The 12,300-nt window shown below is 60.5% G+C and carries 13 protein-coding genes; 11 read left to right on the forward strand and 2 right to left on the reverse strand.

What is annotated here, in order from left to right; genetic code table 11:
• Positions 1-227 precede the first annotated feature (227 nt).
• Positions 228-1,892 carry an energy-dependent translational throttle protein EttA gene (gene ettA, locus D109_RS0116320; protein WP_026078014.1) on the reverse strand — a complete coding sequence of 555 codons (1,665 nt, stop codon included), beginning with the start codon at positions 1,890-1,892 and terminating at the stop codon, positions 228-230.
• 119 nt (positions 1,893-2,011) lie between these two features.
• Positions 2,012-3,208, reverse strand: coding sequence for a benzoate/H(+) symporter BenE family transporter (locus D109_RS0116325; RefSeq protein ID WP_050555071.1), 1,197 nt, complete (start codon positions 3,206-3,208; stop codon positions 2,012-2,014).
• Between the two features lie 121 nt (positions 3,209-3,329).
• Here D109_RS0116325 and D109_RS0116330 point away from each other — a divergent pair, with 121 nt between their 5' ends.
• The 11 genes from D109_RS0116330 (at position 3,330) to D109_RS0116380 (ending at position 12,229) form a co-directional block, all read left to right on the forward strand.
• Positions 3,330-4,007 carry a GntR family transcriptional regulator gene (locus D109_RS0116330; RefSeq protein ID WP_371103572.1) on the forward strand — a complete coding sequence of 226 codons (678 nt, stop codon included), beginning with the start codon at positions 3,330-3,332 and terminating at the stop codon, positions 4,005-4,007.
• Between the two features lie 30 nt (positions 4,008-4,037).
• Complete coding sequence (locus D109_RS0116335) at positions 4,038-5,024, forward strand: trans-aconitate 2-methyltransferase (RefSeq protein ID WP_017477824.1); 987 nt, start codon at positions 4,038-4,040, stop codon at positions 5,022-5,024.
• Between the two features lie 63 nt (positions 5,025-5,087).
• Positions 5,088-5,888 (forward strand): hypothetical protein, encoded by an 801-nt coding sequence (locus D109_RS0116340; protein ID WP_017477825.1) that lies wholly within the window; start codon positions 5,088-5,090, stop codon positions 5,886-5,888.
• A 56-nt stretch (positions 5,889-5,944) separates the two neighbouring features.
• Positions 5,945-6,175, forward strand: a complete 231-nt coding sequence (locus D109_RS0116345) for an acyl carrier protein (protein ID WP_017477826.1) — start codon at positions 5,945-5,947, stop codon at positions 6,173-6,175.
• A 10-nt stretch (positions 6,176-6,185) separates the two neighbouring features.
• Entirely contained in the window at positions 6,186-7,034 is an 849-nt protein-coding gene (locus D109_RS0116350) for an alpha/beta fold hydrolase (RefSeq protein ID WP_017477827.1), read from the forward strand.
• Positions 7,031-8,800, forward strand: a complete 1,770-nt coding sequence (locus D109_RS0116355) for a non-ribosomal peptide synthetase (RefSeq protein WP_017477828.1) — start codon at positions 7,031-7,033, stop codon at positions 8,798-8,800. The genes D109_RS0116350 and D109_RS0116355 overlap by 4 nt, the downstream gene beginning before the upstream one ends.
• Positions 8,801-8,808: 8 nt before the next feature.
• A complete protein-coding gene (locus D109_RS0116360; protein WP_017477829.1) occupies positions 8,809-9,738 on the forward strand; it encodes a chlorinating enzyme in 930 nt (309 codons plus the stop codon).
• Between the two features lie 9 nt (positions 9,739-9,747).
• Positions 9,748-10,170: a VOC family protein gene (locus tag D109_RS0116365; protein WP_017477830.1), complete on the forward strand. Its 423-nt coding sequence runs from the start codon at positions 9,748-9,750 to the stop codon at positions 10,168-10,170.
• Between the two features lie 9 nt (positions 10,171-10,179).
• Positions 10,180-10,941: a thioesterase II family protein gene (locus D109_RS0116370; protein ID WP_017477831.1), complete on the forward strand. Its 762-nt coding sequence runs from the start codon at positions 10,180-10,182 to the stop codon at positions 10,939-10,941.
• A 5-nt stretch (positions 10,942-10,946) separates the two neighbouring features.
• On the forward strand, positions 10,947-11,585 hold the full coding sequence (locus D109_RS0116375) for an alanyl-tRNA editing protein (RefSeq protein ID WP_017477832.1): 639 nt from the start codon (positions 10,947-10,949) through the stop codon (positions 11,583-11,585).
• Between the two features lie 32 nt (positions 11,586-11,617).
• Positions 11,618-12,229 carry a LysE family translocator gene (locus D109_RS0116380; protein ID WP_017477833.1) on the forward strand — a complete coding sequence of 204 codons (612 nt, stop codon included), beginning with the start codon at positions 11,618-11,620 and terminating at the stop codon, positions 12,227-12,229.
• Positions 12,230-12,300: the final 71 nt, after the last annotated feature.

The raw sequence follows: 12,300 nt of genomic DNA on the forward strand, positions 1-12,300 counted from the left end.
TGTAGGCGGTTTTTGCACCTTAATGAGGATTTCAATCCAGGCCTTGCACCAACAGTTAACCCGCTATCGCGAGCAAGTCGAATCGTCGCACCGCCGCTCCCACATTTGGAATGCATTTCAAAGGTGGGAGCGGGCTTGCTCGCGAATGAATCCACCTCGGTCCACCTGAAAATGCGCAAAAAAAAGCGGAACCCGAAGGCTCCGCTTTTTCAAACCACCAACCCGAATCAGGCCAGTTTTTTGTGCCGTACACGATGCGGCTGGGCAGCAGCTTCGCCGAGGCGTTTCTTGCGATCGGCTTCGTATTCGGTGTAGTTGCCTTCGAAGAACACCGCTTGCGAGTCGTCTTCGTACGCCAGGATGTGCGTGGCCACGCGGTCAAGGAACCACCGATCGTGAGAGATCACAATGGCGGCGCCCGGGAAGTCCAGCAGGGCTTCTTCCAGGGAACGCAGGGTTTCGACGTCGAGGTCGTTTGACGGTTCGTCGAGCAACAGAACGTTGCCGCCTTCTTTCAAGGTCAGGGCCAGGTGCAAGCGACCGCGCTCACCACCGGACAGGTCCTTGACGAACTTCTGCTGGTCGCCGCCCTTGAAGTTGAAGCGGCCCACATAGGTGCGCGACGGGATTTCGTAGTTGCCGATACGGATCTGATCGGAACCGTCGGAAATCTGCTGGAACACCGTCTTGCTGCCGTCGAGGTCTTCGCGGCTCTGGTCCACACAGGCCAGTTGCACGGTTTCGCCGACTTCGATGGTGCCCGAGTCCGGTTGTTCCTTGCCCATCAGCATGCGGAACAGGGTGGATTTACCCGCACCGTTACCGCCGATCACGCCAACGATGGCGCCTTTAGGCATGGAGAACGACAGGTTGTCGATCAACACGCGATCGCCGTAGCCCTTGCAGACGTTCTTGAACTCGATGACCTTGTCACCCAGGCGCGGACCGGCCGGAATGTAGATCTCGTTGGTCTCGGAACGCTTCTGGAATTCCTGGGACTGCATTTCTTCGAAACGCGCCAGACGGGCCTTGGATTTCGACTGACGTGCCTTGGCGCCTTTACGCACCCATTCCAGCTCGTCTTTCATGGCCTTTTCATGGGCCGACTGTTGCTTGGATTCGGCGGCCAGACGGTCGGACTTGGCTTCCAGCCAACCGGAGTAGTTGCCCTCATAAGGGATACCGGCACCACGGTCGAGCTCGAGGATCCAGCCGGCAACGTTGTCCAGGAAGTACCGGTCGTGCGTGATCGCAACCACGGTACCCGGGAAATCGTGGAGGAAGTGCTCCAGCCAGGCGACGGAATCGGCGTCCAGGTGGTTGGTGGGTTCGTCGAGCAGCAGCATGTCGGGGGCCGACAGCAGCAGGCGGCACAGGGCCACACGACGCTTCTCACCACCGGACAGGTGTTCAACCTTGGCGTCCCACGCCGGCAGGCGCAGCGCGTCGGCGGCGACTTCCAGCTGGCGGTCCAGGTTGTGACCGTCGGCGGCTTGCAGGATGGCTTCGAGCTTGGCCTGTTCTGCCGCCAGTTTGTCGAAGTCGGCATCTTCTTCAGCGTAGGCCGCGTAGACCTCGTCCAGGCGGGCCTGGGCGTTCTTGATCACGCTGACCGCTTCCTCGACCACTTCACGCACGGTCTTGGTCGGGTCCAGGATCGGCTCTTGTGGCAGGTAGCCGATGTTCAGGTCGGGCATCGGGCGGGCTTCGCCGTCGAACTCGGTGTCGACGCCGGCCATGATTTTCAACAGGGTGGATTTACCCGAACCGTTGAGGCCGAGCACGCCGATCTTGGCGCCCGGGAAGAACGACAGAGAAATGTTTTTCAGGATTTCCCGCTTCGGCGGAACAACTTTTCCCAGCCGATGCATGGTGAAGACGTATTGAGCCAAAATGTGGACCTCGTGGAAATGTGAGAACAGGCCTACGTAGCGTCATGGCGCTGTACATAGCATTCGTAATCCTCAAGGTTAACCTAACTGAGGCGCGGCGGGCAGATTGACAGGTGCTTTCACCTCAGCTTTTTCTTGCTGTAGACCAGATAAAACAGGGTGCCCAGCAACAATCCCCAGAATGATGACGACACGTGGAAGAAGTTCGGGAAATACACGGTAATCATCAGCGTCGCCACGGCCGGGTAATACAGGTCGGCCTTGAGCGAGTCCCGCAACGCATCCGCCAGGGTGCTGAACAGGGCCAACGCCGCCAGCGCGAGGATGACCTGCGACGGAATCACCGACAGCAGGCTCACCAGGCCGACCGCAAACCACGCCATTACCAGGTAGCTCACCCCCGCGACGCAACTGGCCACGTAGCGCAGGGATTTGTCACGTGACGCCAGCGGGCCGGCGCACATGGCTGCGGTCAGCGCCGCCAGGTTGAGGTTGTGGCAACCGAACAACGACGCACATGAGGTGGCCAGCCCGGTGACGAATAAGGTGCCGGGAAAATGAGTGGCGTAGCCGTTGTTGCGCAAAATCAGATAACCCGGGATGTTTTGCGAAAACAAAGTGACCACGAACAACGGGATCGACAGGTTGATAAAGGATGAGAGGGTAAATACCGGTGCGACAAATTCCACACCGTGGGCCGGCGCCGCAGCCATCGGTTGCAGCGCCGGCTGGAACAGGAAATAGGCGAACAGCACACCGAGAGCCACCGGCAAGGCGACCAACGGCTTGTAGATAAACAGCAGCAACCAGATGCCGGTTACCAACCCGACGATCAGCGGGTAGGTCTCAAACGCTGGCACAAAGGATTTGGCCAGTGACAGCAAGACCCCCGCCAGCATCGCCGACGACAGGCTGGCGGGTATTTTCTCGATGTAGCGGGCAATACGTGGCACCACGGCCAGGGCCAGCATCAACGCCCCCGACATGCAAAAAGCCCCTACGGCTTCATCGAACCCGCCCAGCGGCTGGTTATAACTGAGCAAAATGGCCGACCCCGGCGTCGACCAGGCAAAGGCATAGGGTTTTCTAGTGGACAGGGAGAACCCTATCCCCATCACGCCCTGGAACAGGCACAACATCGCCAAGGCACTCACCGCCTGGGAGGGGGTGGCGCCCACGTTATAGAAACCCTGCAAAACGATAAAGAATGTACTGATAAAGCCGATCAGCGCGGCACTCGTGCCCGTGCTGACCAGGCTCCACAACTCGCCGGGCACCTGGCCTCCTGCGACGCCGGTCTTACTCAAAGCACTCATGCCGCCACCTCGCTCGTCGGATTTGCGACGAAAGAAAAGGGCCAATCTTGCAATCCAAAAAACTCGGTGCTACAACCAATATCCATTGGATATTGGATATGTTGTCCAATAGTAGTGAGAAGTGGATTTGAAAAGCAAACTGCTCAGCGACCTCGGAGAGATTCAACACAGGACTGCCAGCGAGCAGATTGAACAGGTGTTAAAACAGGCCATTCTGGAGGGCCGTCTTCCTCCAGGGGAGGTCTTGCGCCAGGAAGAGCTGGCGCAAACCTTCAACGTCAGCCGGATGCCGGTTCGCGAGGCCCTGAAGAAGCTGGAAGCGCAAGCACTGGTGGACTTCGTACCCTATAAGGGCGCGATCGTGACGCAGATTTCCAAAGCCGATGGCCTCGATAACTACGCCATCCGCCTGGCACTGGAACCGGCCGCCATTCGGTATTCGATTCCTTTTTTGACCCGTGACGATCTGCAGCTGGCTCGGGATTTGATCCAGCAAATGCATGACGAAACGGAAATGGACCAACTGGGTGTACTGAACAAACGTTTTCACATGTGCCTGTACGGCAAGACGCCCCATGCGAAGTTGTTGCAACTGGTGGAGAAACAGCTGTCGGTGGAGGATCGATACCTGCGCTTTCATCTGTCGGCCATGGGACGCGAGCACATGTCACAAGATGAACACCTGGCGATGGTTGAGGCTGCAACCCACCAGGACCTTGATCGCGCCGAAGCGTTGGTGCGCAAACATTTGATTAAGGCAGCCATTGCACTGGAAAACTTTTTCGACCGAAAAACCTGAGCGCACGCTCATCACACACGGAGGTGGATCATGACCCAGGTCATGTCAGCAACAGCCATCGACTCTGCGCAAAACCTGGCAGGCAAGTCGATTTTCCTGGAGATGGGCGCACGCCTGGGGGTCGTCGAACTGCTGATGCAGGGCGAGCCGTTCGAGGCCGGGCAAGTGGTGCGTATCAGCGGCGCCAAACAGCATTTCGTCGAGTCTTACCTCAAGGCGCTGTGCAAGCTGGGGCTGGCGACCGAGCGCGCTGGCCACTACACCGGCACTGCCGAGCTGCCGGTGGCGGTCAATAACTGCGGCTACCTGCTCTGGGCCCTACAGTCCTGTGCACCGCTGATCGAACACCCGGTGCAGTTCGCCAACGACTTGCCCGGTTCGATCGATACCTACGTGCGCAACGGCGAACACGTGGCCAGGACGTCCAAGTGGATGGGGGCAACCGACTTTTATCCCCATGCCGAAAAGGAAATCCTGAAGGCCACCCCCAAGAAGATCATCGACTTCGGCTCCGGTACCTGCGGGTTATTGATCCGCCTGCTGGAGCAACTGCCCCACGCCACCGCCATTGGCATCGACCTGAGCGCCAGCGCCTGCGAGAAGGCCCGGGAAATTATCGAGGGCAAAGGCCTGAGCCAGCGGATTCAAGTGATCCACGCACCGGTGGAAAGCCTGATCACCGACCCGAGCCTGCTCAAGGATGTCGATGTCATTCACGCAGGCTTCGTGTTCCACGACCTCAACCCCACCCAGAGCCAAGTCCTGCCGCGCCTGCTGGCCGCCATCAAGGCCGCCTCGCCCCAGGCCAAGCTGGTGATAGCCGACGCCATCCCCGATGACGCGCCCTGGGAAAACAACGCCTACTCGCTGGCATTCACGTTTTTGCACACCCACTTCATGGACCGCAAATTCCCGACGGAAGACGGCTGGCGCGCACTCCTTGAAAAAGCCGGGTTCAGCGACGTGACCATCAGCAAACCCGGCCTTTCCGGCAGTCGCCTGATCGTCGGTCACTAGAGCAACACCCAACCTCAAGCAGTAAGAAATCCTATGCAGTAACCACTCATCGGGAGATCGATCATGCGTATAGAAAACCTTGTGGACCGTGTCAAAACCCATCGTTGCTACAGCCATCCCATTTTCCAGAACTGGGCGCGGGTCAACCCCGGCACCGAGGCCATCGGCGCCCTCTTCCACCATATCCGCAGTTTTTGCGACGCCACCCGCCCCGGCTGGAAACTGCCCCAGGGCTTGAAGCAGATCGGCCTGTCCACGGAAAGCCACCTGCTCCAGGAGATCGTCGACAGCGAGGAAAACCACGGCCCGGAACTGGCCATGATGGCCGGGCATATCATCAACCGCTCGGTGCCCGGCAAGCCGGTTTTCGACGACCTGACCGACCAGATCCACATCGAGTCCATGCTCAAGCGCTGCTCCGACGAACTGCTCGGCCAACTGCCCGGGTATGACTTCAGCACTGGCCTGATGCCCCAGACCAAAAAAGCCATCCAGACCTTCGAAGCGCGCAAGTCCACGGCCGCCCAGGACGTGTACAAAAGCCTCGGTACGGCCTTGGCTCTGGAGATCATTTCCAACCGGCAACTGATTCCCGGCGAAAAGGCCTGCCTGATCGATAGTGGTCTGTACCGCGCCAGTTTCGACGAACCGGCGATGCATTACCTGGTGGAGCACTACGGCGAAACCGGTGCCGAATGCCAGCACGAACAAAACGCTATCGAGGCCGTGGGCTCGGTGCTCAACCCCGACAACAGCGCGGCGATCGTGCAGGGCGCCGATGACTTCCTCAACAACCTCGAAGCCCTGTGGGACTTGCTTGATGCCACCCTGCTGCAGGCCGAGGGCGACCGCGTCGCGGCGTGAACCTTACCGTCGGGCCGGGCAACCGGCCCCCTTAATGACAACAAGGCAGGTAGACCATGAGCTCAGCAAAACTCGACAAGATCTTCGAAGCCATCTTCCAGCGCCCGGTGGGCGACCATGAGGACATCTTCGACCTGGGGGCCAACTCCCTCACAGCGATCCAGTTGATCGGCCAGGTCAACGAGGCGTTCGGCGCCAACATCAACATGGAGCAGTTTTTCCGCATGCCCTGCAAACAAACGGTTCTTGCGCAGTTGCAAGGCACCCACACAGCACACACGGCCTGAGAGGGTTGCCATGCACAGCCTGTTCACACTGACCCTGAATCTGGAACGTGCTGGCAAGGTGATCTGTGTCCAGAGCCTGCCGTTCGACCCCGCACGGGCAACCCTGTTGTTGCTGTCGCCGGTGGGCACCCAGTGCTTCTACATGAAGAACGCAGCGCTGTTTCTGATCAGCCGCTTCAACCTGATCATCCTCGAAAGCGACGCCTTGCTGGCATACGCCGCGGCAGCCGACCTGGCGCCCGACGAAGGCGTCGCCGACTTTATTCGCCAGTTCTATGCAGCGCTGCCCAAGGCCGTGCATGTGGACGCGCTGGTGGGCTATTGCTCCTCGGCGCCCCTGGCGTTGCTGGCCGCCAGTCTGGGCGCTTGTAGCACCTTGCTGCTGCTCAATGGCGCGTACTTTCTCAAGAATGACGAGGTCAGCAAAAGCCAGTACGAGCGCGACGTGGAACGCATGATGCAGTCGATTCCCCAGGGCAATTGCGCCCAGGTGTACGAGGCCGTGAGCCTGTTGCACGCCAACAGCGCCTATACCCCCAGCGACTATCGCTACCAGCAGGTGCGCCCCCTGCGGGAATTGCCCGCGTTCCGCCAATACCTGACGTTCCTCAACAGCCTGGCAAGCCTGGAAGTGGCCAGGACGGCACAGGCCGTACAGGCGCCCACGCTGGTGTGGTGCGGCAGCCAGGACCGCTATACCGACACCGCGTCTTCCCGGTACATCGCCAAATGGCTGCCCCACAGTGAATTGGTGGAGGACCCCGACGGCCAGCACCACGACTTTGTCGACGGCCACAAACAGTTGTACCAGGCCATGACCCGTTTTCTGACCCATCACCAGCAGAGGGCCGTTCAATGAATGCCCACAACCCGCTGCCCACCAAAGCCTACCGCCGGTTCCAGTCGATCTGCACGCAAACGCCCAACGCAGTTGCCGTGGTCGACGAGGGACACTCGGTCACCTATCAACAGCTCCACACGCTGGTGCTGGAACGTTGCGAAGAACTGACGCGCCAAGGTTTGGCCGATCACCCTTACGTGCCGCTGATGGCCAGCCGGTGCATGGCCTATCTGGTGACAGTACTGGCCTGCTGCAAACTGGGCATTGCCTACGTCTGCATCGAACCGGGCACGCCAGGCAAACGCCTGATCGCCGTGCTGGAACAATTGGGCTGCAGCCATTTGCTGCTGCTCGGCCAGCCGGCAGACATGCGCCTTGACCCACGGCTGACCTGCTTTCGCCTGGATACCAGCGGCACCCTGAGCGCCGAAGGGCCGCCCTTGCGCCCGCCCATCCAGCGGCGTTTGGCTGACACGTCGGTGATCACTGTGATGTTCACCTCCGGCACCACAGGAGTTCCCAAGGGCGTGCGCATCAGCCATGGCGGCCTGCTGAACCTGGTGGACAACGTGCAGCGCCAGGTCCAGGGCAAGGCCCGCAGCTATGTGCATCATTCGTCCATCGGCTTCGACGCCGCCTTGTTTGAAGTCTGGGTGCCGCTGCTGACCGGCGCCCGCGTCACCCTGCAACCCGGTGCGTTCAATATCGACAGCCTCGCTCAATGCGTGCTCGCGGCCCGCTGCGATGTGCTGTTGCTGACGACCTCCCTGTTCCACCTGGTGGCGCAGCACCGGCTGTCGATGCTCGACTCGGTGCGTGTGCTCTACGTTGGCGGCGAAGTACTCAAGCCGGTGCATGCCCGCGCCCTGCTGGTGACCAACCCCGGCATTACCTTGGTGAATGGCTATGGCCCGACCGAGAACACGGTGTTCTCCACTTGGTACAGCCTGAACAAACCCCAGGACGCCGAGCGGGACGTGCTGCCCATCGGGCAATTGCTCAACCAGGTACACGGCAAAATCGTCGATGCCCAACTGCAAGAAGTCGACCCCGGCACGCCCGGCGAACTGCTGCTCGCGGGCGCCAACCTGGCCCTGGGTTACCTCGACGAGACGTTGACTGAGACCCGTTTTCTGCAACTGCCGGAGGGTACCTATTACCGCACCGGCGACTACGTGACCGAAGGCCCGCACGGATTGCTTTTTTACCAGGGCCGCATCGACGAACAGGTGAAAATCAGAGGCTACCGGGTAGAAATCGCCGAGGTCGAACACGCCCTGACCCAACTGCCCGGCATCGCCCAGGCCGTGGTGCTGACGCGCGCCATGAATGCACTGGAAAACAGCCTGCATGCCTTCATCGTGTTCCAGCATGGCTGGCCCAATACCGATGAAGGCAAGCTGATGAGCCTGCTGGGCAGCCAACTGCCCCACTACATGGTGCCGACCCGGATCCACCACTTGCCGGAACTTCCGCTGACGGCCAACGGCAAGGTCGACAAGCGCCGCTTGCAAACGCTGGAGACAGCACCGGCGGCGTCACCCCGGCAGGCCGGTTCAGCAGTGCTCGAGGCCTGGTCCGGCATCCTCGGCACCCGCGACCTGCAGCTGGAAAACTCCATTTACGCCTATGGCGCCTCGTCCTTGAGTGTGGTCATGGCCCATAGCCGAATCAACCAGACCCTTGGCAGAAGAACCCCGTTCGACGAAGTCGCCAGGCTGAACACCTTGCAAGAGTGGGTGCAGTACTACGCAACGCATGAAAACCTCAGTAACTTCTCTTAGGAGCCGACATGGACATCACTGACTTTTCGTTGACGGAACAGGAACTTCAGCAATTCGACCGGGATGGGTTTATCGGTCCCTTCACGCTCTATGAGCCTGAAGAGATGAAACAGATGCACAAAACCGTCCGCGCGCAACTGTTCAACCGCACCCACGCGCCCTACGACGCACCGCTGGATGTGGCGATCACCAACTACGACCGCCACCTGGATGTGGACTTGCTGACCCGCCATGTGTTTCGGAAGGAAATCGTGCACCGCCTGCGCAGCATCCTCGGCCCGGACGTGATCTGCTGGCGCAGCGAGTTCATCCCCAAATACCCGGGCAACGAAGGCACCGACTGGCACCAGGCAGACACCTTCGGCCACGCTTCCGGCGAGCCGCAACTGGTATGGCCCGAGGACGAGTCGTTCGGCGGCGCCATCAATGTATGGACCGGCTTCACCGATGCCACCCAGGAAAACGGCTGCATGCTGTTTATCCCCGGCACCCACAAGCAAATGAACTACGACGAATCCATCGGCATGACCTTCGACCCGGTGGCCAACAAGGACCTGATCAAGGGCCAGTACGCACGCGGGTTCAACGGCTACGACTACAGCACCCTGCAAAAGGACAAGTCGTGGCAGCCGGATGAGGCGGCGGCGGTGCCGATTGTGATGAAGGCCGGCCAATTCGTGATCTTCCGCTCGATGCTCATGCACTGCTCGCTGCCCAACTCAACAACCGACAAGACCCGCCTGGGTTATGTGGCCCGCTACGTACCCGGACGGGTCAAGGTTTACCCCGATACCGATTACGTGAAGGAGTTTGGTGGCGAGTATCGCCTGGACCGGTTCGGCGTGGTGCAAGTGGCCGGTACCGCCACCGACCACAAGAACCGGGTGGCAGCCAAGAGCCTCAGCGGGCTGGATCTCAAGCCCCTGGCCACGAACTGAGGATTGACCATGGAACAGCCCTCTTACCTGGCCATTGACCACATCGCGTATGCCACCCGGTCCACGGAGAAAACTTCGGCGTTCTTCACGGCCCTGGGGTTCGAGGTGCTGTTCCATAAACAACCGATCGATACGTTTGGGGTGCTGATCACCAAGCTGCGTTCACCGGCGGGGGAAATCGTGGAAGTGGTCGAACCCTTTCGCCCCGACAGCGTCGTCAGCCGGTTGCTGGTGAGTGTGGAAGCATGCGTTTACCACGTGGCCTTCAGGGTTGGCGACATGCAGGCCACCCAAGCGTCCCTGGCGAGCCTCGGCGGCGTCACGGTGACCACGCCCATGGCCATTCCGTACCCGGCTACCGCGGAACATCGTTCGCTGACCACCTCGCACATGTTCCACCCGGCGGTGGGCCTGTTCGAGATCACCGGTTAAGGAGCCGCCATGGTCGCTGCCCTTTTGGCGCAACAGCGCTGGCTTGCACCGCTGCCCGGTGCCCTAGCAAACGCCGACCGCTTGCTGCTGTGCTTTCCCTATGGAGGTGGGGGTGCCTCGGCGTTCAATGACTTGAGCCGCTTGGGCGATATCGGTATCGCGGCGTGGGCCGTCAAGCTGCCCGGGCGCGAGGAACGCGGCCAGGAAGCATCAGCCACGCAGATCGCAATGCTGATTGAGGCCATTGTCGATGAACTGCAAGGCGTGAGCGTACCTTATGCGTTCTACGGCCACAGTTTCGGCGCCGGGCTGGCACTGGACGTCGCCCACGCGCTGGCCGAACGCGACCGACCGTTGCCGACGCAGTTGATCCTGTCCGGGCGCATGCCGCCCCATGCCGGCTACTCGCCGCTGCTGGGGGCAATGGACGACCATCAACTGTGGCAGCACGTGTGTTCAGAGAGCCCGTTGCCGCTGCCGACGGATGCTTCATGCAGTTTCGCCCGCCACGCCCTGGGCAAGCTCAAGGCCGACCTGGCGCTCAACGCGCAACTCACCTATCACTTTATCCGCCCGCTGCCGGTGCCTCTGCACATTCTCAATGGCCGGGACGACCCGTTGCTCGACCCCCTACGCCTGGACGAATGGCAGCGCTACACCAGTGCCGGCTTCCATAGCGAGTGCGTGCCCGGCGGGCATTTTTTCTTCAGCAGCGATTTTCAACGTTTGTATTCGCCCCTTTTAACCGCCCTCAATGAACAAGGCAGCTAAGCGTTATGGAACGTGCATTCTGGAACACCCCTTATCTCTCGTCCCTGGACGCTCGCGTGCTGAGCATCGAGGGGCGCGACGTGGTGATCAGCCCGACGATTTTCTTCGCCGAATCCGGCGGCCAGGAGTCGGATCAGGGCCGCATCAACCGGATCGACGTCAGCCAGGCCACGGTTGTCGATGAACGCATCATCTACCGCCTGGCCGAGGAGCCGGACTTTGCCGTGGGTGACCTGGTCAGCGTGGAGATCGACTGGCCCCGGAGGTATGCCCTGATGCGCCTGCATTTCGCCGCCGAAATTGTCCTGGAGTTGTTTTACAAGAAATTCCCGACCCTGGAAAAGATCGGCGCGCACATCGGCCAGAGCAAGGCGCGGATCGACTTTGCGCTGACGGGCAATATCAGCCAGTACTTCCCCGAGATCCTGCAGGATGTCGAGCAACTAGTGGCTGCCGACCTGCCGATTGAAAGTCGCTTTACCGACGCCGAGCGCTTGCGCCGTTGCTGGTACATCGAGGGGTTTTCAGAGGTGCCCTGTGGCGGCACACACCTGCGCACCACAGGCGAGGTCGGGCGTATTCGCCTCAAGCGCAACAACATTGGCGCGCACAAAGAACGCGTCGAAATCTACCTGGTGGATTGACCGCCCAGCAGCGGTTTCAGGAGACAACCATCATGCTCAACGTCATGTCTGCACTTGGGTTGCTGCTATTGATGCCGGGGCCGACCAATACGCTATTGCTGCGCTCCGGAGTGCTCAGCGGCTTCCGGCGTGCCTGGCCCCTGAGCCTGCTGGAGTGCCTGGCCTACCTGCTGCAGATTTCCTTCTGGGGCTACCTGCTCAGCCATATCGGCGACAGTGCGCCCTGGTGCCTGAAATGGGTGCAACTGGCGTCGGTGGCGTATCTGATCAAGACCTCCTACCGACTCTGGCGTCACCCCGACAACCCGCGCAATCCTCTTCCCGAGGCGCGGGTCTCGCGGCTGCATTTCTTTTTGCTCACCCTGATCAACCCCAAGGGTTTACTGGTGGTCTCGTTCATCGTGCCGGTACAGACGTTTGCGGATATCACGCTGTACCTGCATTTTGTCGCGCAATTCAGCGCGGTGGTGATCCCGGTCGGCTGCACCTGGGTGCTCTTCGGCGCACGCATCAGACGCAGCGGGCATGCCTGGCTGACGCCGCTGAATATCAACCGCACGGCCTCTGTGGTTATCGGCTGCTTCGCGGTGGCGATCCTTTCCCGGTTGGCAGACTCCCTGATCAATACCGGCGCGGCCCTGTAGTCCCGCCAAGCGGGGCTGGCACTTTGCCACAACACAAGGCATGCTAGCCGCCCTCCGGGCGTCCGGCTTAT

It is taken from the genome of Pseudomonas sp. PAMC 26793 (genome assembly GCF_000313235.1).
In the GTDB taxonomy this organism is placed as follows: Bacteria; Pseudomonadota; Gammaproteobacteria; order Pseudomonadales; family Pseudomonadaceae; genus Aquipseudomonas; species Aquipseudomonas yamanorum.

Excerpts from the sequence above, each read along its gene's own strand:
- D109_RS0116365 (WP_017477830.1), top strand. The coding sequence starts at position 9,748 with ATGGAACAGCCCTCTTACCTGGCCATTGACCACATCGCGTATGCCACC.
- D109_RS0116360 (WP_017477829.1), top strand. The coding sequence starts at position 8,809 with ATGGACATCACTGACTTTTCGTTGACGGAACAGGAACTTCAGCAATTC.
- D109_RS0116335 (WP_017477824.1), top strand. The coding sequence starts at position 4,038 with ATGACCCAGGTCATGTCAGCAACAGCCATCGACTCTGCGCAAAACCTG.
- D109_RS0116325 (WP_050555071.1), bottom strand. The coding sequence starts at position 3,208 with ATGAGTGCTTTGAGTAAGACCGGCGTCGCAGGAGGCCAGGTGCCCGGC.
- D109_RS0116375 (WP_017477832.1), top strand. The coding sequence starts at position 10,947 with ATGGAACGTGCATTCTGGAACACCCCTTATCTCTCGTCCCTGGACGCT.
- D109_RS0116370 (WP_017477831.1), top strand. The coding sequence starts at position 10,180 with ATGGTCGCTGCCCTTTTGGCGCAACAGCGCTGGCTTGCACCGCTGCCC.
- D109_RS0116345 (WP_017477826.1), top strand. The coding sequence starts at position 5,945 with ATGAGCTCAGCAAAACTCGACAAGATCTTCGAAGCCATCTTCCAGCGC.
- D109_RS0116380 (WP_017477833.1), top strand. The coding sequence starts at position 11,618 with ATGCTCAACGTCATGTCTGCACTTGGGTTGCTGCTATTGATGCCGGGG.
- D109_RS0116355 (WP_017477828.1), top strand. The coding sequence starts at position 7,031 with ATGAATGCCCACAACCCGCTGCCCACCAAAGCCTACCGCCGGTTCCAG.
- D109_RS0116340 (WP_017477825.1), top strand. The coding sequence starts at position 5,088 with ATGCGTATAGAAAACCTTGTGGACCGTGTCAAAACCCATCGTTGCTAC.
- D109_RS0116350 (WP_017477827.1), top strand. The coding sequence starts at position 6,186 with ATGCACAGCCTGTTCACACTGACCCTGAATCTGGAACGTGCTGGCAAG.